This is a genomic window from Flavobacterium anhuiense, assembly GCF_001705175.1.
Taxonomy (GTDB): Bacteria; Bacteroidota; Bacteroidia; order Flavobacteriales; family Flavobacteriaceae; genus Flavobacterium; species Flavobacterium anhuiense.
Map to the genome: position 1 here is coordinate 2366568 of NZ_CP016907.1, position 19154 is coordinate 2385721.

A 19154-nucleotide genomic window follows, 5' to 3' on the forward strand; every position below is an offset into this window, starting at 1 on the left:
ATGTATAAAATAGAATAATGCGAATAATGTATTTTGCATCAAATTTATAAAACAAAAAAGAAAAGCCGAAAACTATTTGGTTTTCGGCTTTTCGAATATTTAAAAAATTAAGAATTATTGTCCTAATAAGTGTTTTTTCAAAGTTTCGTCTACTGGTTTGTCAGAAAGCCAGATTCCGAATAATGCTTTTTTGAAATCGAATCCAGGAATTTTTCCTTTTAAAACTTCATTTTTACTCACATAAACATTTTGGTCTAACGGATTGTATGCTAAAATGAAAACATCTTTTTCTGTAATGGCATCGCTTAAAAAGCTTTTTAATTGCTCAATTCTAGGGCGCAATTGTTCCAAATTTGCACCAGCAGATTTTTCAAAACCTGTATTCATTGCTTTTGTTAATTTGCTAGAAGAAACCATAGAAGAAGTGATTTCGATTCTCACAGCCATTTCTGTGTCACTGTCAATAATGAATTGCGGGTCTTGAGTTAATTGAGATAAATACAATGCCTGAACATAAACTTCTAACCACATTTTTGATCTTCCGCCTGCTCCGTTTAATTGTAATGACTTGCCTTGAAATTCTATTTTTCTAGGAACTGTAACACCATTAACATCGATTTGAGTTTGTGCTGAAACAGTAGAAAATTGCAAGCTTAGAAGGATTGTCAGTAAAAGTAAAATCTTTTTCATATTCATCAATTTTTTATTTTTAGGGCAAAAATAATAGTAATTTATCAATTTTTAGGTCACATTGAAAATGTTTTTTTACTAAAATTTTCATGTTTAATTTTTGTATTGCATTAGCAATCAATTTAGTAAGAGTAGGTTTACGTAGTTTTACTGATTTTAAGAATTGTTTAATTTTTGGAGTACTAAAAAAATTCATTTTTCTGATTTTAAAATGCTTTTTAAGCTCATTTTTGAATGAGAGATTTTATAGAAATTGTTGTCAAATTAATGCTCTTTTGAAAAAAAATATAAATAATAACGAAAACGTTATCGTAATCTTTGCTGATCTATTAATTTTATATGCGCGCATTGTAATTTAAACATTAAAAAATTATCTTTGGAAGCCTTTGCACAAAAAAATAAGGCATCGAAAAAACATAAAAAAATCATCAACTATAGAAATCTATTTTGAAATCTGGTTGAGAAAAACATTTAAAGTAAACTACTATGGATTTTAATCTTACCGAAGAACATTTAATGATTCAGCAGGCAGCAAGAGATTTTGCTCAAAATGAATTATTGCCGGGAGTTATTGAACGTGACGAAAAACAAATTTTTCCAACTGAGCAAATCAAAAAAATGGGTGAGCTTGGATTTATGGGAATGATGGTTGATCCTAAATATGGAGGAAGCGGTCTCGACGCTGTTTCTTATGTGATTGCAATGGAGGAAATTTCTAAAGTTGATGCTTCTGCTTCGGTTGTAATGTCGGTAAACAATTCATTGGTTTGCTGGGGATTGCAAGAGTATGGAACTGAAGAGCAAAAACAAAAATATCTGCCAGGTCTTGCTTCGGGAGAAATTCACGGTGCATTTTGCTTAAGTGAACCGGAAGCTGGAAGTGATGCAACTTCGCAAAAAACGACTGCAATCGATATGGGAGATCATTATTTAGTTAATGGTACAAAAAACTGGATTACAAATGGAAATACTGCATCTGTATATTTGGTAATTGCACAAACTCATCCAGAATTAAAGCACAAAGGAATTAACGCTTTGATTATGACGAAAGATATGCCAGGTTTCTCAGTTGGTCCAAAGGAACAAAAAATGGGAATTCGCGGTTCTGACACGCACTCTTTAATGTTTACTGATGTGAAAGTTCCAAAAGAAAACAGAATCGGTGAGGATGGTTTTGGATTTAAATTTGCCATGAAAACACTTGCTGGAGGTAGAATTGGTATTGCATCTCAAGCTTTAGGAATTGCTTCTGGAGCGTATGAATTGGCTCTAAAATATTCTAAAGAGCGTAAAGCCTTTGGAACTGAAATCTGCAACCACCAAGCAATTGCTTTTAAGTTAGCAGACATGGCGGTTAATATCGAAGCAGCACGTCATTTATGTATGAAAGCAGCTTGGGATAAAGATCAGCATAAGAGTTATGATGTAAGCGGTGCAATGGCTAAGCTTTTTGCTTCGCAAGTTGCAATGGATACAACAGTTGAGGCTGTTCAGATTCACGGAGGTAACGGATATGTAAAAGAATATCATGTAGAGCGTTTAATGCGCGATGCAAAAATTACTCAGATATACGAAGGAACTTCTGAAATTCAGAAAATTGTAATTTCTAGAGCGGTTATTGCTGGATAAATAATCTTAGAATTTTTTTTATACCCTTTCGGCTTTTAGTTGAAAGGGTTTTTTTATGAATATTCTATTACTTTTCATAAGTTTATAGTCCAATAAATTTTATAATCAATCATCAATTAAAAACAGAAAACTATGAGAAAGCTATACTTTTTGCTTCCAGTTATTTTTTTAGCCTGTAAATCGGGAACTTCAACAACAAAGGAAAATGAAGTAAAAACAGATTCAAAGCCAATAGAAATCAGCTATAAAGTAAAAGAAAATGAAATCTCAGATTTTCTTAAATACCTTTCTTCTGATGAATTGGAAGGTCGTGAAACCGGAACAAAAGGAATTGAAAAAGCGGCAGTTTTCTTGGAAGACTTTTTAAAGAAAAATAAAATCAAACCTTATTTTAAAACTTACAGAGATACGTTGACTAATTTTAATACGCCGGCTTTTAATATTGTTGGGGTTATTGAAGGAACAGATCCTCAATTAAAAAAAGAGTTTGTAGTATTGAGCGCACATTACGATCATATTGGTTTGGAGAAAAAAGATCAAGCCGATAAAATTAATAACGGAGCTAATGACGATGCTTCGGGTGTGACTTCTGTAGCAGCAATGGCAAAGTATTTTAGCGAAACAAAATCGAATAAAAGAAGTATTTTAGTTGTATTCTTCGCAGGAGAAGAAAAAGGATTATTAGGGTCTAAAAGTTTAGTCGAGAAATTGAAAAAACAAAATTTCAATCTTTATACGCAATTAAATATCGAAATGATTGGTGTGCCAATGAAACGAGATTATCTGGCTTACATTACGGGTTTTGATAAATCGAATATGGCGCAAAAAATAAACGAGTACACAGGAAAAAATACTATCGGATTTTTGCCAAAAGAGGCAGAATATCAATTGTTCTACCGTTCTGATAATTATTCATTCTTTCAAGCTTTTGGCAAACCATGTCAATCTTTAAGTACTTTTGACTTTGAAAACTTTGATTTCTATCATCATGTTTCAGATGAATTTAAAGTGATGGATATTCCACATATTACTAGATTCACACAAGAATTATTGCCTGCTGTGACCAAAATTGCGGTTTCGTCTACGCAAGAAATAACCATGAATAAATAAGAGGCTGTTTTACAGCATTTGATTATTTTTGCTCCATGAAAAATATTATCGTTACAGGAACAAGCAGAGGAATTGGTTATGAATTGGCCTTGAAATTTGCTGAAGCAGGTCACCAAGTTTTGGCCATTTCCAGAAAAATACCGCAAACACTTTTAGAACATCAAAATGTAACTTGTCTATCTGTTGATTTGGCAGATGAAACTGCTTTATATCAAGTTGAGAATTTCCTTTCTTCAACTTGGAAAAAAGTAGATGCAGTAGTTCATAATGCAGGAGCCTTACTTTTAAAGCCTTTTGCAGAAACTACTCAAGCAGATTTTGAAAGTATTTATAAAGTGAATGTTTTTGCAGTGGCGAATTTGACTCGTATCTGTATTCCGTATTTAGAAAAAGGAAGCCATGTCGTTACGATTAGTTCTATTGGCGGAGTTCGCGGAAGTTTGAAATTCGCAGGACTAGCAGCTTACAGTTCCAGTAAAGGTGCTGTAATTACTTTAACTGAATTGCTAGCAGAAGAATATAAAGAAAAAGGAATTTCTTTTAACGTTTTGGCTTTGGGTTCTGTTCAAACCGAAATGCTAAACGAAGCTTTCCCTGGTTATCAAGCGCCAATTTCAGCAGAAGGAATGGCAACTTACATTTATGATTTTACGCTTAACGGAAATAAGTATTTTAACGGAAAGGTTCTTGAAGTTTCATCAACGAATCCGTAATTAGTTAAATTCCAAAATTTAAATTCCAAATTCCAATTTAAAAACGTCTAACATCTAACCAATAACATTTAACTTTAAATTGAGCGAAACTTTAGCTAAATATATTCCAGAACATGCGGTAAAACCCGTTTTCGATTTGATAGTGGCCAATCAGGTGCATTTGAAAATTGTAAACGAACGTCAGACGCGTCATGGTGACTATAGACGCGGTCCGAGTGGAAAGCATGAAATTACGGTTAACGCTAGTTTGAATAAATACAGGTTTTTAATCACGTTAATTCATGAGATTGCACATTTGGTTGCTTTTGAAAAATTTGGACGAAATATAAAGCCGCACGGGAACGAATGGAAATACACTTTTCAGCGTTTAATGGTTCCGTTTATTCGGCCAGAAATATTTCCAGGACATATTTTGCCTTTGTTGGCGAGACATTTTAAGAATCCTTCAGCAAGTAGTGATACAGATACAACTCTTTCTTTGGCTTTAAAGCAATATGACAAAGACAATGACAAGAACTATGTTTTTGAAATTCCTTATGGAAGTATTTTTAGAATCAAAAACGGTAAAGTTTTTAAAAAAATAGCCGTTCGGACAAAACGTTTTGAGTGTTTAGAAATCAGCTCTGGAAAAACGTATCTTTTTAATCCAAATGCGGAAGTTGAATTGATAACGTTGAAAAATTCCAATATTTAAATTCCAAATTCCAATAATTGGAAAAATCAATAAAAAAATCCCAAAATCCAAGTTTACTGCCATTGGAATTTGGGATTTTAAAATATTGGAATTTAAAAGACTATAATCCTTTCAAATACGCTTCACGTACTTTCTTAAATAAGTTTGAAGAATAAACGAATTTTACGATTGCTTCATTATCGGTTCTAAAGATTTCTTCTTTAGTTCCCTGCCAAGCTTTTAATCCTTTCTTTAAGAAAACAATATTTTCGCCAATCTCCATTACAGAGTTCATATCGTGCGTATTGATTACGGTAGTGATATTATACTCTTTTGTAATTTCCTGAATCAAGTTATCAATCAAAATCGAAGTATTTGGATCTAAACCTGAGTTTGGTTCATCGCAAAACAAATATTTCGGATTGTTTACAATAGCGCGTGCAATTGCCACACGTTTCTGCATACCTCCAGAAATTTCAGAAGGTAATTTTTTATGAGCGTCTACTAGATTTACCCTTTCTAAAACAAAATCAACACGTTCTTTGATTTGTCCTTTGCTATTATTGGTAAACATTTTTAACGGGAAAGCTACATTTTCTTCAACAGTCATAGAGTCAAATAAAGCACTTCCCTGAAATACCATTCCGATTTCTGTTCTCAAGTCGCGTTTTTCATCTTTATCTAAGTCAGAATAAACTCTTCCGTCAAATTCAATTGTTCCTGAGTCTGGTGTGTGAATTCCTAACAATGTTTTTAATAAAACTGTTTTTCCAGATCCACTTTGCCCAATAATCAAGTTGGTTTTTCCAGTTTCAAATACCGTCGAAACGCCTTTTAAAACTTTGCTGTCACCAAATGATTTTTCTATATTTTTTACTTCTATCATTATCCTAATAATAATTGAGTTAATATATAATTTAGAAGGATGATAGTTACAGATGTCCATACAAATGACGTTGTACTTGCCTTACCAACTTCTAATGCACCACCTTTCATATAATAACCATGAAAAGATGGAATTGTTGCCAATAACATAGCAAAGATTAAAGTCTTGATAAAGGCATATGTAATATGAAACGGTATGAAATCTTTCTGAGCTCCCATAATAAAATCTGCTCCCGTTGAAAATCCGCCGTAAGCGCAAGCAAGCCATCCTCCAAAAATTCCTAAAAACATACTAATCCCGATTACAAATGGGTACATTAATAAAGCTATAATTTTTGGGAAAACAAGATAGTTTACTGAGTTTACTCCCATAACTTCTAAAGCATCAATTTGTTCTGTAACACGCATTGTTCCAATACTTGAAGTAATGTAAGATCCCATTTTTCCAGCCATAATTACTGAAATAAAAGTAGGAGCGAACTCCAAAACCACAGACTGACGTGTTGCGAAACCGATTAGATATTTTGGAATCAAAGGATTAGTCAGGTTTAATGCCGTTTGGATAGCAACAACTCCTCCAATGAAGAAAGAAATAAAGCATACAATTCCAAGTGAATCAATAATCAAATCGTCTATTTCTTTGAAAATTAAATTTTTCATAACCGACCATTTGGTCTGTTTATTGAAAATTTCTTTCAACATTAAAAAATATTTTCCTATTTGGGATAAATAACGAATTAGCATCATAAGTTTTAAATATTGGCTAAGGTAAAAAGAAGTTATGAGTTTTGAGTTATGAGTTAAGAGTTTTCGGCACGTTTCCGAATCAAATTAACTTTTTTTTCATTTTTTGCAAACGATAATTTCTGATAAACTTAGCTTGTTCAGGAGTTACAAGTAAAGGTGTTTTGGCGCTTTTAGCTTTCATAAATCCTTTAATGTAATCTAAAAACAGAAATGGTTTTTTCTTCATCATCGCCAATTTTGCAGAAGCAATTGCCGTGATCCAGAAACCATAACCCAAAGTATAAAAAGCTTCGCCTTGTTTATAGCGAGCTGTTTTGTTGTAATTTGCACCAGTCGGTTTTAGATGTTTTACATGTAAAGATTGATCAGTGACTATTTTCCAATCATAATATTTGCATAGTAATTCATCTACAGTATCCCAGCCCATTGCTGGTTTTAAACCGCCAATTTGCAGAAAGGTTTCTTTGCGATACGCTTTTAAAGCTCCTCGAATATGATCTTTATCGGTTAGGTTTTCTAAAACCCATTCGCCATTTTTATCAATATAGCAGAATCCGCCGACCATTCCGATTTTTGGATCAGATTCGAAATGTTTGATTATGGTTTCGAAGTAGTTTGGAGGAAAAATTAAATCGCCATCTATTTTTACAATAATGTCATAATCAGAATCCAGAGTTTCAAAACCTTTCTGAAAAGCCTGAATTACTTTGCTTCCCGGCAAATGAATAGCATCTGAAGTTTTGTTTACAACAGAAATATATGGATTTTCTTCTGCAAAACTTAAAACAACTTCTTCTGTTTTATCGGTTGAATTATCATTTACGACTACAACTTTAGAAGGCAAAACAGTTTGGGAAACCAAAGATTGTAAGGTCAGGCCAATTAAATCTTGCTCGTTATGTGCGGGAATGACGATATAGTACTTCATTTTAAATTCCAATTTTTAAATTCCAAATTCCAAACCTTGAGAATAAATCCCAATCTTCTAAAATTCCAAATTCCAATCTTAACGATATAGTTAAAATTGGAATTTGGAATTTAAAATTTGGAATTTATTTTATCTTTTCCGCAACAACGATATAATATCTCGGAGTGAAATATCTTAATAATGGTCTTAATCCAAGCTTTTTTACTGGATGTGTAAACTGCAGACGGTCTGTTATTTTCCATCCCGTTTTTTCTAAAAGCCAGTCCAATTGCCAATCTTCAAATTCATGGTAATGTCTGTCCCACATATCGGTTTTAGAACGATATGCTGGCGAAAACCATAAGCGTAACGGAATTGAAATTAATAATTTATCACATTTTACGTTTTGCAAAATAGTGTATGGATTTAGTAAATGTTCGAAAATTTCAAAAGCTGTAAAAACAGTATATTCTTCTGTTTGTAAAGCAGTATGATCGTTGTCTAAATCTTCTCCTTTAGTGTTTTTTACCTTGTATCCGTTTTCTTCCATTATTTTAGAAAATGGATTTGGTACGCCAAAATCAAAAATGGTTTCAGATGTGCTAACGTGTTTTTTTAAAAACTCTAAAGTAAGTTTGAATCTTTTATTCGGAAACGTTTTTTCGTACATAGTCATTGCGAACGAATCTCTCGTTCATGAATTGTTAATTAGGTCGCAAATATACTAAAAAAGTCCGCACTATAAGATGCGGACTTTTTTTAGTTTTCAGTCTCAGTCACAGTTTACAGTTAGTTAAACCGAATACTGCGACTGCAAACTGCGACTAGTATCGGTAAACAAAAGCATTAATGTTCATTCCCGCTCCCACAGAAGCAAAAATAAGAACATCACCTTTGTTGATTTCGTGGCCTTCAACTTTTCCTTGAAGAATTAAATCATATAAAGTTGGTACAGTTGCAACACTACTGTTTCCTAAATCGTGAATGCTCATTGGCATAATGTCTTTAGGTGCTGTTTTGTCATATAATTTGTAGAAACGTTCAATGATCGCTTCGTCCATCTTTTCGTTTGCTTGATGAATCAGGATTTTTTTAACTTCGTCTATTGCAATACCGCTTTTATCCAAACAGCTTTTCATCGCACACGGGACATTGCTTAAAGCAAATTCGTAAATTTTGCGTCCGTACATTTTAATGTATTTCGTGTCTGGATCTAAATCTTTATTGTATGATTTTCCAAAGAAAAGATAATTAGCTTCATCAGTTGCGTAAGTTGCACTTTCATAAGCCAATAATCCTGCTTCATCTGTGGAGGCTTCTAAAATTGAAGCGCCAGCACCGTCAGAATAAATCATAGAGTCACGATCGTGATCGTCTACAACTCTTGATAAGGTCTCGGCTCCAATTACCATCACTCTTTTTGCCATTCCAGATTTAATGAAAGCATTGGCTTGCAAAACGCCTTCAATCCATCCTGGACATCCAAAAATAATATCATAAGCGACACACTTAGGATTTTTGATTCCTAGTTTGTTCTTAACACGTGTTGCTAAACTCGGCAAAATATCAGATTGAGTAGTTCCTGGTTTTACATCTCCAAAATTATGGGCGATGATGATATAGTCTAAAGTTTCTGCATCAATTGCAGCATTTGCAATTGCTTTTTCAGCAGCAAAGAAAGCTAAATCAGAAGCATTGTATTGTGGTTCAGCATAACGGCGATTTTCAATTCCAGTAATGCCTTTAAATTTTTTAATTACAACTTCATTAGGATAACCAAAAGGAGTTCCGTCCTCATTTAAAAAAACATGCTTATCAAAATCTGTGTTTTTTACTTCTAAATTAGGAATATAGCTCCCAATACCAATTATTTTTATTTTCATTTTTCCCTTTATTATCCGATAAATTTAGCGCTAATGTATAAATAATATTATGATAACAATCATAAAAAATAGTATGCATGCATATAATTATGAAATAACTATTTTTCGGTTGATATATTGTATTTTTTCTAACGATTTTTTAATATTTCCTAGATTTCAAACGATTGAAGACGATTATGAAGGTAAAGTTTTTTTGGTATTATTTTAATTTATTCGAAATAATTTCACAAAAGATTAGCTAAAAGTTATGTTTCTTTAAATCAGATTTCTTCTTTGGTGTTTTGTTTTAAAAAAGTTTCAGGTTTCTGGTTTCAAGTTGCTTTTCGAAACCTGAAACAAAAACAAAACCCGACAGGTTTTTAAAACTTGTCGGGTTTGAATATTATAAGAAAACTAATTTTAGCTTTCCATATAAGCTTCGATTGGAGCACAGCTGCAAACTAAATTTCTGTCACCATAAGCATCATCTACACGACGAACAGATGGCCAGAATTTATTGTCAGCAATGTAGTCTAATGGGTAAGCTGCTTTTTCTCTTGAATAAGGGAAATCCCAAGCATCATTAGTTAACATTGCTAAAGTGTGAGGTGCATTTTTTAATACGTTGTTTGTATCTTCAGCTGTTGCAGCTTCAATCTCTTTTCTGATTGAGATAAGAGCATCACAGAAACGATCTAACTCAGCTAAATCTTCAGATTCAGTTGGCTCAATCATTAAAGTTCCTGCCACAGGGAAAGAAACTGTAGGAGCGTGGAAACCGTAATCCATTAAACGTTTAGCGATATCGCCAACTTCGATTCCGTTTTCTTTAAATGCACGGCAATCTAAAATCATTTCGTGAGCCGCTCTTCCGCATTCTCCAGTATAAAGAATTGGGTAGTGTCCTTCGAAACGCGCTTTCATGTAGTTCGCATTCAAGATCGCATGCTCTGTAGCACTTTTTAGTCCTTCAGCTCCCATCATCGTGATGTAACCGTAAGAGATTAAACAAACCAAAGCAGAACCGTAAGGTGCAGATGAAATAGCTGTGATCGCATTTTCGCCACCAACTTTTAATATTGGGTTTGTTGGCAAGAACGGAACTAATTTTTCGTTCACACAGATTGGTCCAACACCAGGTCCACCACCACCGTGAGGAATAGCGAATGTTTTGTGTAAGTTTAAGTGACAAACGTCAGCGCCAATTGTAGCAGGATTTGTTAATCCAACTTGCGCGTTCATGTTTGCACCATCCATATATACTAATCCGCCGTTTTCGTGGATTAATTTTGTGATTTCGATAATTGAAGATTCGTAAACTCCATGAGTAGAAGGGTACGTTACCATTAAACAAGATAAATCATCTTTGTGTTCGATAGCTTTTGCTCTTAAATCTTCTACATCAATGTTTCCTTCTGGAGTAGTTTTCGTAACAATGATTTTCATTCCAGCCATTGCAGCAGAAGCAGGGTTTGTTCCGTGAGCTGATGAAGGAATTAAACATACATTACGGTGACCTTCATTTCTTGACATGTGGTAAGCGCGAATCGCCATTAAACCTGCATATTCTCCTTGAGCTCCAGAGTTTGGCTGTAAAGTTGTTCCAGCAAATCCAGTGATTACATTTAATTGCTGCTCTAATTTTTTAAGCATTGTAATGTAACCTTCAGCTTGCTCAACTGGTGCAAACGGGTGAATGCTGTTCCAGTTTGGCATTGAAAGAGGTAACATTTCAGAAGCTGCGTTTAATTTCATCGTACAAGAACCTAATGAAATCATCGAGTGATTCAATGATAAATCTTTACGCTCTAATTTTTTGATGTAACGCATTAATTGGCTTTCTGAATGATGATTGTTGAAAACATCATGTGTCAAGAAAGAAGATGTTCTTTCTAATGAAGCCGGTAATTGACTAGCTTCACTTAATTCAGAAACAGAAACCGTTTCTTTTCCTAAAGCCTCAGCAAAAATCGCAATAATTTGGTTGATGTCAGAAATCGAAGTTGTTTCGTTAAATGAAATCGAAACTGATTCAGCATCAGGATAGAAGAAGTTTACTTCGTTTTTCTCAGCAACTGCTTTTACTTTTTGAGCATCAGCTTTTACTAAGATTGTATCAAAGTAAGCTGAGTTAGTTTGGTAAACTCCTAATTTATTTAAAGCTTCAGCAGTAGTAACTGCAGAGGCGTGAACTTTGTTTGCAATGTATTTCAAACCTTCTGGTCCGTGGTAAACAGCGTACATTCCAGCCATAACTGCTAATAAAACCTGAGCAGTACAAATGTTAGAAGTCGCTTTTTCACGTTTGATGTGTTGTTCACGAGTTCCCAAAGCCATACGTAAAGCACGGTTTCCATTTGCATCGATAGAAACCCCAATAATACGGCCTGGCATAGAACGTTTGTATTCTTCCTTAGTAGCAAAGTAAGCAGCGTGAGGACCACCGTAACCCATTGGTACACCAAAACGTTGCGTTGTTCCAACTACCACAGCAGCTCCCATTTCTCCAGGAGAAGTTAAAGTTGCTAATGATAAAATATCAGCAGCAAAAGCAACTTTGATTTCGTTTTCTTTTGCTTTAGCAACAAAAGCACTATAATCGTTTACTTGACCATATTTTCCTGGGTATTGTAAAATCGCTCCGAAGAACTCATTTGAAAAATCAAATGTTTCGTGATTTCCAACAACTAATTCAATTCCGATTGGAGTTGAACGTGTTTGAAGAACAGATAAAGTCTGTGGTAAAATTTCTTCAGAAACGAAGAATTTGTGTGTATTGTTTTTCTTTTGATCTCTTGTACGAACATCAAATAATAAAGCCATAGCTTCTGCAGCAGCAGTTCCTTCATCAAGCAAAGAAGCGTTGGCGATTTCCATTCCTGTTAATTCGATAACTGTAGTCTGGAAATTTAAAATAGCTTCCAAACGACCTTGTGCAATTTCTGCTTGGTAAGGCGTGTAAGCTGTGTACCATCCTGGGTTTTCAAAGATATTTCTTTGAATTGGAGCAGGAACGATAGTTGGGTGATAACCCAAACCAATGTACGATTTGAATACTTTATTTTTCTTTCCTAATTCTTGAATATGATTTGCAAATTCATATTCTGTCATTGCAGGATCTAAATTCAAAGGTGCTTTTAAACGAATATCATCCGGAAGGGTTTCGTAAACAAGTTGCTCAATTGAGTCAACTCCAATTGTTTTCAGCATATGCTGAAGATCGGTTTCTCTTGGACCAATGTGTCTTAAAGCAAAAGCATCTGTTTTCATGTAGCTATCTAAGTTTTTTAAATTAATGTGTTCGAACACCATTTTGCTGAACGAATCACATTTAAAAGTAAATGTGTTGTTTTTTGTGGCGCAAAATTAAGTATTATTAATAATTTAATAGGTATTTTTAACTTCATTTTTTATCAAATTTCTAACTAATGGTATGATTTGTTAATAAAAGATTAGATTTGAGGTATGATAGTATCAAAACGCTTCTTAGATTTTTACCTGAATAGCAGTATTCATGTAGCTTTGTCGTGTTATGCACTTGTGCGAATAACGTTTCATGTATTTCATATTCAGTATGATGAACCCATGGCGCTTTTTGTTTTTTTTGGAACAATTGTAGGATATAATTTCGTAAAATATGATGCGCTGGTTCGCGTAAAGAAAAATCCGATTGGAACTCAGCTAAAAATTATTGCTATTTTGAGTTTTATTTCGGTTGTTTTAGTCGGTTATTATTTTTTCCATTTAAAGAGAATTACGCAAATAGTCTCTGTCGGAATTTTTGCCATAACAGCGCTTTATACTTTGCCTTTTTTTCCAAACAGAAAAAATGCTAGAAACTGGGCAGGTGTAAAAATTTATATTGTCGCACTTTGTTGGGTTGGAGCAACTTTAGTCCTGCCTTTAATAAATGCTGAAATTCCGTTTACCACAGATTTCTTCATTAAATGCATTCAGCGTTTTATATTGGTTTTTGTGCTGATTCTGGTTTTCGAAATTTTAGATTTAGCCAACGACGATCCGCATTTGCAAACCGTTCCGCAGACGATCGGTGTAAAGCGAACTAAAATTTTAGGGCTTTCGCTTTTAGTTCCGTTTTGGTTTTTAGAGATTTTAGTATCAACTTTTAATTATCATGATGCCTTCATCAATTTGATAATGGTTATTATGCTCATGCTTTTTATCATTTTCGCCAATCCAAACCGATCTAAATATTATACTTCTTTTTGGGTTGAAGCTGTTCCAATTTTTTGGTGGTTGATGGTGGTTTTTTTATAAAAATATTTTGGGCGTGCTCCAATAAAACAAGTGGGCAAAATTACTTTGTGCTTATTCGCCCACTTGTTTTATCGCGGTCGGGCTATCCGTGCTACTTCGGTAGCTAGCTCCTATCCCTCACGCAAAACGTAAAATGAGAAGATTCATTTTCAAAGAAGATTAAATCTGTGTGAAATAAAATCCAAACAATTATCAATTATTGTTTTCCGAAATCTCTTTTAAAACCTTATTTCTTTCCAAAAGAAAATTTATCAAATGTCTTTTCAAAAACAAAACATCAAATAATTTTCCGAAAATCCCAAACGGAGTTTCATATTGCAGTTTGTCTTTCATAATTATAAAACCATTTTCTTCCTCAAAAAAATGTTCATGTTTGAAAGACTTGAATTTGCCTTTTTCCATTTCATCTACAAAATAATCATAGAGATTCATTGCTGTTATTCGGCTTTTGTGTGTGAGATAAAATCCGAAATGTTTTCCTCGCCAGGTTACGGTTTCATCTAAATTGATTAACCCAGATGTTACACCTGCAATTGCTTTTTCTTTTGAAAAACTTGCTGACTGTTGATGAATATTGATGTTTCTTGAAGCATCAAAAACGATTTGTTTTGGTGCTTTTATTTTAGTTGTGAGGTTTATGGTTGTCATTGGCTTAAATTTTTCTTTGCGTAATCTTTCGACGAAGGAGAAATCTCCACAAGAAGCTCGACAAAGATTGGCTTATTGGAGCGGAGTTACTTGCGAAGATTTCTCCTTCGTCGAAATGACAAACTATTTGAATTTAGGTTCTAAATTAAATCTCGAAAAGCCTTATCAATCTCCCCAAACTTAAATTCAAACCCATTTTCTAAAAGTCTTTTAGGAATCACATTTCTACTTTTCAAAACCAATTCCGTTTCAGTTCGAATGAGGAAAGATCCAATTTTCAGAAAGAATGTATTCAACGGAATTCCAAAAGGAAAACCAATAGCTTTTCGAAGTTTCTGCATAAAATCAACATTTCGAATTGGAGTAGGAGAAACAATATTGATCATACCAGACATTTCTTGTTCAATTATAAAATCAACAGCATGGGCAAAATCATCTTCGTGAATCCAACTTACAAATTGATTCCCTTTTCCTTGTTTTCCTCCAAAACCAATTTTTGCCAAAGTCTTTAACGGAATAAAAGCGCCACCATTTTTCCCTAAAACAATAGAAGTCCGCAAAGTTGTTTTTAAGGTATTTGGAGTTTCGGTTTTAAAGAATGCTTTTTCCCAGGAAAGTGCCACGTTTATAGAAAAGTCATTTCCAATTTCGCCATCAACTTCATCCATTTGTTTGTCTAAAGAAAAACGATAAATAGTTGCTGTTGATGAATTCAGCCAATGTTTAGGCGGATTTTGACATTTTAAAACTGCTTTATTTAGAATTTTCGTGCTTTCAATTCTCGACCAAAGAATTTCTTTTTTATTCCCTTTCGTATAACGACAATCAACAGATTTTCCTGCAAGATTAATTAAAACTGTCGCATTTTCCAATTCCTTTTCCCAACCAGTAAAAGTTCTTGCATTCCAGTTTACATATTTAATTCCGTCAATTGTTTGAGATTTTCCTCTTGTTAGAATTACAATCTCATCAAATTTATTTTTGAAATGATTCGCTAAAACTTTTCCAAGAAAACCTGTTCCAGCTGCGATTAGAAGTTTTTTCATTTTGTTGTTTATTATTAAACCTAACAGGTTTTTAAAACCTGTTAGGTTTTGACATTGTTAAGCTTTAAAAACTAATCTCTCTTCGCGTTGAGCTTCCTTAGCTTTTCTTTTTCCTCTAAAAAAGAAATACAAATTGAAGAATAACATAATGCCAAGATAAATAGAAAATCCTCCAATTTTATAGCTTAGTCTTTCAATTAATTCCTGATAACTGTCTTGGTTTAATTGCAGTTCCAAAATCATTAATGCAAAACCAATATTTAAAAGATAGAATCCCGTTTCAAAAAGTTTGTTTGTTGCTTCAGCAATTTCTTCACGGCCTTTAAATATATCTAACATAAAGATTTTTCCGTTTTTGAAAAGTGTTTTAGAAACATAATAAGTTAAAAATAAAGCAACTGGCAAGTAAATTCCGTATCCGATTAAGATTTTTGTAGTTTCCATAATATTTGAATTTTAGTTGTTGTGGATTAATTTTTCAACGTATTTAGTTATAATTAAAATGTTGAGGTAATGCAGAATTGAAATAATAAAAATTATGACAGCTGTTTTGGTGCAAATCGTTTCAATTACTTGAGTAGAAGAGATAATTTTTTTCCAGGAAATTAAAGTCATTGCACAATAGCCTATGTTTAAAAGATAATAGGCCAAAAGCAAAACCTGATTTATTCTTTGACAAATATCCGCGTGATTTGGGATTAAATCTGCAACGTAAATATTTCCGTTTTTGTAGCAGATTTTTCCAACTTTTAGAATGATGAAAGTTGTAATGCCGAGATAGATTAAATATCCAATAATGTTAAAATTCATAATTTCTTTTTTTGATTATAGATAATAAACGTTAGAAAGAATATTAAGGCAACTGGTAATAAGAAAAGCCAAGTAAATTCTCCATCCCAGATCAAAAAGAAAAAGATTACGAGTGAGAAATAAATGTAAATGAATTTGTTTTTCGGAAACAAAATAAGAAATAGAAATGCAGCTAAAACTTGTAATGCTCCTGTAATTGCTATTCCATAAGCACCTGCCAGTAAAAACGTTAATGCACAAATATTGATTATTTCCATTATTTTAAAAGTTGTTTTCATAGTTACTGTTTTTTTTAAACTTTCAGAAAAATTTGAAAGTTTGAATTAAATTTTTTTTATTTCATCATTTTTATAAACAATTTCCCAAGCCAGTTATCATTAAATTCAGTCATTTTGTCCAACATATTATCTGCTTTTAAAACAAAATCATAGAGTTTAGTGGTTTGATCAACGAAGTGTTTTTCCTCAGCTGAATCTTTAGCTTCAATTGTCGAAACTTCTTTTAAGATTTTAAGAGCAGGCTTAATTTCTCTTTTGCTTCTTTCTCTGGATATTTTTGCAGCCAATTCGTCTAAATCTTTTTCGGCTGTGAAAAATTCTTTTCTTTCGCCAGCTTTAAATTCTTTATACACAATTCCCCAATCCATAAGAGCTCTTAGGTTCATACTGGCATTACCACGAGAAATCTGCAATTCTTCCATAATGTCTTCCATCGAAACAGGTTCGTTTGAAACCATTAATAAAGCGTGGATCTGTGCCATCGTCTTATTAATTCCCCACTGAGAACCCAATGCTCCCCAGGTTTGTACAAACTTATTTTTTGCTTCTTTGAATTCCATGGATCAAATGTATGTAAAAGTTTTTAAACTTTCAATAAAAAATGAAACATATTTAACAGATTATAAAGTTATGTTAATTCAAACACTGAAATTTCCGATTAAATAATGATGCAGCTATTTTTGTAAAAATCACATTTTATGGAATTATACTACACATTTTCGGTGCTGATTGTATTAGCATCTTTCTTCGCCTATTTAAATTTAAGATTTTTAAAACTTCCAGGAACCATCGGAATTATGATTATTGCTATGCTGGTTTCAGTTGGAATTCGCCTTTTGGGAGATTCTTATTTTCCTGCAACAACAAAGCATTTTTTTGATCTCATAAAAGAATTTGATTTTAATGAAATACTAATGGGAGCGATGTTGAATTTCCTTTTGTTCGCAGGAGCTTTGCACGTAAATATGTTTGATCTTAAAGAGCAAAAAGTTCCCATTATGATTTATTCAACAGTCAGTGTCGTTTTATCAGCTTTGATTATTTCTGTTCTGCTTTATTATATCGCACCGTTTTTCGGAATTACGATTCCGTATATTTTTTGTTTGGTTTTTGGAACCTTAATTTCTCCTACAGATCCAATTGTGGTGTTGGGAGTTTTAAAAGAAGCTAAAGTTCCCAAGAGAATCGAAACCAAAATTGTTGGAGAGTCATTATTTAATGACGGAGTAGCAGTAGTAATGTTTGCCGTTGTTCTAAAAATGGCGACCGACCCGACATTTGATGCTACTTTCGGTTCAATATCTTGGTTATTTATTAAAGAAGGAATTGGCGGGCTTTTATTAGGAGCGGCTTTCGGATTTACAGCATCTAAGGTGATGAAGAAAATAGACGATTATAAAGTTTCTGTTCTTATAACGCTTTCTATTGTAATGGGAGGATTTTTGATTGCCCAAAGTTTACACGTTTCCAGTCCGCTGGCGATGGTTGTTGCCGGATTGATTATTGGAAACTATGGCAAAAAAGTTGCTATGAGTGAAGTGACTAAAGATTATTTAGGGAAATTCTGGGAACTTATAGATGAAATTTTAAATGCTGTTTTGTTCTTATTTATTGGTTTTGAATTGTTATTGTTGCCAGATTTAAATAAGCAATTGCTGACAGGATTCATCGCTATTTTTATAGTACTCTTTTCAAGATTAACTTCTATAGTTTTACCGTGGAAATTCTTCGATATATTTAAATTCTTCGGAATCAAATCGGCTTACAACAAAGGCTCTTTAATGGTTTTGGTTTGGGGTGGAATCCGTGGTGGAGTTTCTATCGCATTAGTTCTTTCTATGCCAGAGAGCGAATACAAAAACCTCTTATTGGAAGTAACTTATATTGTGGTATTATTTTCTATTGTTGTTCAAGGATTGACAGTTGGAAAATTGGCCAATAGGGTTTTGGAGAAAGAGTAAAGAGAATAGAAATAGAACAAAGAGTAAAGATGAAAGTTCTTTATTTTTAAAACGTAAAATTAAAAAGGCTGACTCACTTTCGAGACAGCCTTTTTTATTAGAATGCTCCAGCGGAGCAAAATGTTCTTCAATACTTTTATCGTTTATCTTCTTTAGAAAAGTTGGATTCTCCATTTATATCAATTTGAGTTCCTAAAAAGCGAGGTTCGCGATTTCGTAAAACATCAAAAAAAGATTTGAAAATAGAACCATATTCTCTAAAGCAAACATATTTATAACCTAAATATTCTCCCTTGTTTGCGGAATATCCAACACATTTAATTCCTAGTTTTTGTCCGATATAAATAGCGCGATTTAAATGATATTTCTGAGAAATTAAGGTTGCTCTTTTAATTTTGAAAATATGTTTGGCACGATACATTGTCGAGTAAGTATCAAAACCCGCATAATCAATAAATATCTTGGTAGTGTCAACGCCATGATTATAACAATAATTTTTCATCACCGTTAATTCATCATATTCATCACGACCATTATCTCCGGAAAGTAAAATTTTATTGATGCGTTTGGCTTTCCAAAGCATAATCCCAGCATCCAAACGATCTTTTAAATATTTGCTTGGCTGATTTCCGTTAATTCCTGCACCAAAAATAATTCCGACATCATTCTTTGGGAACTTTTTAGCTGAATAATAAATCTTAGTTTTTGTTGAAGATTTTTACATAATAGTTTACAGAAACAACGGCAATCAATCCGATAATGGCAAGATAAAGTGCTATTTTAAAATATTTTTTCACGGCTTGTATTTGTAAGATTATGATTTAAAATACGAAGATAACTAAATTTATTTCTAAGAAAAATCAAATAAAAAAACCGAAGCAGGAAAGCTTCGGTTTCAAAAAATATCTAATAGTGTA

Annotated in this window: 20 protein-coding genes; 6 read left to right on the forward strand and 14 right to left on the reverse strand. The window is 33.1% G+C overall.

The features are described 5' to 3' along the window. Window positions 1-114: 114 nt before the first annotated feature. Window positions 115-690: a chalcone isomerase family protein gene (locus tag BB050_RS10185; protein ID WP_066033497.1), complete on the reverse strand. Its 576-nt coding sequence runs from the start codon at window positions 688-690 to the stop codon at window positions 115-117. 486 nt (window positions 691-1176) lie between these two features. Between BB050_RS10185 and BB050_RS10190 the strand changes: the two genes are divergently transcribed. From BB050_RS10190 to BB050_RS10205, 4 genes are all read left to right on the forward strand, one after another. Continuing rightward, complete coding sequence (locus BB050_RS10190; protein WP_008464201.1) at window positions 1177-2319, forward strand: acyl-CoA dehydrogenase; 1143 nt, start codon at window positions 1177-1179, stop codon at window positions 2317-2319. A 132-nt stretch (window positions 2320-2451) separates the two neighbouring features. After that, window positions 2452-3429 (forward strand): M20/M25/M40 family metallo-hydrolase, encoded by a 978-nt coding sequence (locus BB050_RS10195; RefSeq protein WP_066033498.1) that lies wholly within the window; start codon window positions 2452-2454, stop codon window positions 3427-3429. 35 nt (window positions 3430-3464) lie between these two features. After that, window positions 3465-4142, forward strand: a complete 678-nt coding sequence (locus BB050_RS10200) for an SDR family NAD(P)-dependent oxidoreductase (RefSeq protein WP_066033499.1) — start codon at window positions 3465-3467, stop codon at window positions 4140-4142. 79 nt (window positions 4143-4221) lie between these two features. After that, on the forward strand, window positions 4222-4836 hold the full coding sequence (locus tag BB050_RS10205) for a SprT-like domain-containing protein (protein ID WP_066033500.1): 615 nt from the start codon (window positions 4222-4224) through the stop codon (window positions 4834-4836). Window positions 4837-4936: 100 nt separating this feature from the next. Here BB050_RS10205 and BB050_RS10210 read toward each other — a convergent pair whose 3' ends face one another. From BB050_RS10210 to gcvP, 6 genes are all read right to left on the reverse strand, one after another. Beyond that, window positions 4937-5701, reverse strand: a complete 765-nt coding sequence (locus BB050_RS10210) for an ABC transporter ATP-binding protein (protein WP_008464208.1) — start codon at window positions 5699-5701, stop codon at window positions 4937-4939. Further along, window positions 5701-6447, reverse strand: coding sequence for an MlaE family ABC transporter permease (locus BB050_RS10215; RefSeq protein ID WP_008464210.1), 747 nt, complete (start codon window positions 6445-6447; stop codon window positions 5701-5703). The genes BB050_RS10210 and BB050_RS10215 overlap by 1 nt, the downstream gene beginning before the upstream one ends. Window positions 6448-6526: 79 nt before the next feature. Beyond that, the gene (locus BB050_RS10220) at window positions 6527-7375 is read right to left on the reverse strand and encodes a glycosyltransferase family 2 protein (RefSeq protein ID WP_066033501.1); all 849 of its coding nucleotides are present in this window, start codon (window positions 7373-7375) and stop codon (window positions 6527-6529) included. A gap of 124 nt (window positions 7376-7499) precedes the next feature. Continuing rightward, the gene (locus tag BB050_RS10225) at window positions 7500-8024 is read right to left on the reverse strand and encodes a methyltransferase (protein WP_008464214.1); all 525 of its coding nucleotides are present in this window, start codon (window positions 8022-8024) and stop codon (window positions 7500-7502) included. A gap of 154 nt (window positions 8025-8178) precedes the next feature. Beyond that, window positions 8179-9237 carry a 3-oxoacyl-ACP synthase III family protein gene (locus BB050_RS10230; protein ID WP_008464216.1) on the reverse strand — a complete coding sequence of 353 codons (1059 nt, stop codon included), beginning with the start codon at window positions 9235-9237 and terminating at the stop codon, window positions 8179-8181. Window positions 9238-9636: 399 nt separating this feature from the next. After that, window positions 9637-12486, reverse strand: a complete 2850-nt coding sequence (gcvP, locus tag BB050_RS10235; protein WP_066035133.1) for an aminomethyl-transferring glycine dehydrogenase — start codon at window positions 12484-12486, stop codon at window positions 9637-9639. A 195-nt stretch (window positions 12487-12681) separates the two neighbouring features. Here gcvP and BB050_RS10240 point away from each other — a divergent pair, with 195 nt between their 5' ends. Then, window positions 12682-13494, forward strand: a complete 813-nt coding sequence (locus BB050_RS10240; RefSeq protein ID WP_066033502.1) for a UbiA prenyltransferase family protein — start codon at window positions 12682-12684, stop codon at window positions 13492-13494. Window positions 13495-13686: 192 nt separating this feature from the next. On the opposite strand, the gene BB050_RS10245 is transcribed toward BB050_RS10240, so the two are convergent. The 6 genes from BB050_RS10245 to BB050_RS10270 form a co-directional block, all read right to left on the reverse strand. Next, a complete protein-coding gene (locus tag BB050_RS10245; RefSeq protein WP_066033503.1) occupies window positions 13687-14142 on the reverse strand; it encodes an SRPBCC family protein in 456 nt (151 codons plus the stop codon). Window positions 14143-14282: 140 nt separating this feature from the next. Next, window positions 14283-15188, reverse strand: coding sequence for a TIGR01777 family oxidoreductase (locus BB050_RS10250; RefSeq protein WP_066033504.1), 906 nt, complete (start codon window positions 15186-15188; stop codon window positions 14283-14285). A gap of 57 nt (window positions 15189-15245) precedes the next feature. Continuing rightward, a complete protein-coding gene (locus tag BB050_RS10255) occupies window positions 15246-15632 on the reverse strand; it encodes a hypothetical protein (RefSeq protein ID WP_066033505.1) in 387 nt (128 codons plus the stop codon). Between the two features lie 12 nt (window positions 15633-15644). After that, a complete protein-coding gene (locus tag BB050_RS10260; protein ID WP_066033506.1) occupies window positions 15645-15998 on the reverse strand; it encodes a hypothetical protein in 354 nt (117 codons plus the stop codon). Next, on the reverse strand, window positions 15995-16276 hold the full coding sequence (locus tag BB050_RS10265; RefSeq protein ID WP_066033507.1) for a hypothetical protein: 282 nt from the start codon (window positions 16274-16276) through the stop codon (window positions 15995-15997). The genes BB050_RS10260 and BB050_RS10265 overlap by 4 nt, the downstream gene beginning before the upstream one ends. A 56-nt stretch (window positions 16277-16332) precedes the next feature. Beyond that, the gene (locus BB050_RS10270) at window positions 16333-16836 is read right to left on the reverse strand and encodes a GbsR/MarR family transcriptional regulator (protein WP_066033508.1); all 504 of its coding nucleotides are present in this window, start codon (window positions 16834-16836) and stop codon (window positions 16333-16335) included. 138 nt (window positions 16837-16974) lie between these two features. On the opposite strand from BB050_RS10270, the gene BB050_RS10275 reads away from it, so the two are divergent. Then, window positions 16975-18237 (forward strand): cation:proton antiporter, encoded by a 1263-nt coding sequence (locus BB050_RS10275; protein WP_083219823.1) that lies wholly within the window; start codon window positions 16975-16977, stop codon window positions 18235-18237. Between the two features lie 136 nt (window positions 18238-18373). Here BB050_RS10275 and BB050_RS10280 read toward each other — a convergent pair whose 3' ends face one another. Further along, on the reverse strand, window positions 18374-18934 hold the full coding sequence (locus BB050_RS10280; RefSeq protein WP_335583316.1) for a SanA/YdcF family protein: 561 nt from the start codon (window positions 18932-18934) through the stop codon (window positions 18374-18376). Between the last annotated feature and the right edge of the window lie 220 nt (window positions 18935-19154).

Excerpts from the sequence above, each read along its gene's own strand:
- BB050_RS10260 (WP_066033506.1), bottom strand. The coding sequence starts at position 15,998 with ATGAATTTTAACATTATTGGATATTTAATCTATCTCGGCATTACAACT.
- gcvP (WP_066035133.1), bottom strand. The coding sequence starts at position 12,486 with ATGAAAACAGATGCTTTTGCTTTAAGACACATTGGTCCAAGAGAAACC.
- BB050_RS10200 (WP_066033499.1), top strand. The coding sequence starts at position 3,465 with ATGAAAAATATTATCGTTACAGGAACAAGCAGAGGAATTGGTTATGAA.
- BB050_RS10270 (WP_066033508.1), bottom strand. The coding sequence starts at position 16,836 with ATGGAATTCAAAGAAGCAAAAAATAAGTTTGTACAAACCTGGGGAGCA.
- BB050_RS10250 (WP_066033504.1), bottom strand. The coding sequence starts at position 15,188 with ATGAAAAAACTTCTAATCGCAGCTGGAACAGGTTTTCTTGGAAAAGTT.
- BB050_RS10245 (WP_066033503.1), bottom strand. The coding sequence starts at position 14,142 with ATGACAACCATAAACCTCACAACTAAAATAAAAGCACCAAAACAAATC.
- BB050_RS10195 (WP_066033498.1), top strand. The coding sequence starts at position 2,452 with ATGAGAAAGCTATACTTTTTGCTTCCAGTTATTTTTTTAGCCTGTAAA.
- BB050_RS10190 (WP_008464201.1), top strand. The coding sequence starts at position 1,177 with ATGGATTTTAATCTTACCGAAGAACATTTAATGATTCAGCAGGCAGCA.
- BB050_RS10265 (WP_066033507.1), bottom strand. The coding sequence starts at position 16,276 with ATGAAAACAACTTTTAAAATAATGGAAATAATCAATATTTGTGCATTA.
- BB050_RS10240 (WP_066033502.1), top strand. The coding sequence starts at position 12,682 with ATGATAGTATCAAAACGCTTCTTAGATTTTTACCTGAATAGCAGTATT.
- BB050_RS10275 (WP_083219823.1), top strand. The coding sequence starts at position 16,975 with ATGGAATTATACTACACATTTTCGGTGCTGATTGTATTAGCATCTTTC.
- BB050_RS10215 (WP_008464210.1), bottom strand. The coding sequence starts at position 6,447 with ATGATGCTAATTCGTTATTTATCCCAAATAGGAAAATATTTTTTAATG.
- BB050_RS10210 (WP_008464208.1), bottom strand. The coding sequence starts at position 5,701 with ATGATAGAAGTAAAAAATATAGAAAAATCATTTGGTGACAGCAAAGTT.
- BB050_RS10220 (WP_066033501.1), bottom strand. The coding sequence starts at position 7,375 with ATGAAGTACTATATCGTCATTCCCGCACATAACGAGCAAGATTTAATT.
- BB050_RS10185 (WP_066033497.1), bottom strand. The coding sequence starts at position 690 with ATGAAAAAGATTTTACTTTTACTGACAATCCTTCTAAGCTTGCAATTT.
- BB050_RS10225 (WP_008464214.1), bottom strand. The coding sequence starts at position 8,024 with ATGTACGAAAAAACGTTTCCGAATAAAAGATTCAAACTTACTTTAGAG.
- BB050_RS10255 (WP_066033505.1), bottom strand. The coding sequence starts at position 15,632 with ATGGAAACTACAAAAATCTTAATCGGATACGGAATTTACTTGCCAGTT.
- BB050_RS10230 (WP_008464216.1), bottom strand. The coding sequence starts at position 9,237 with ATGAAAATAAAAATAATTGGTATTGGGAGCTATATTCCTAATTTAGAA.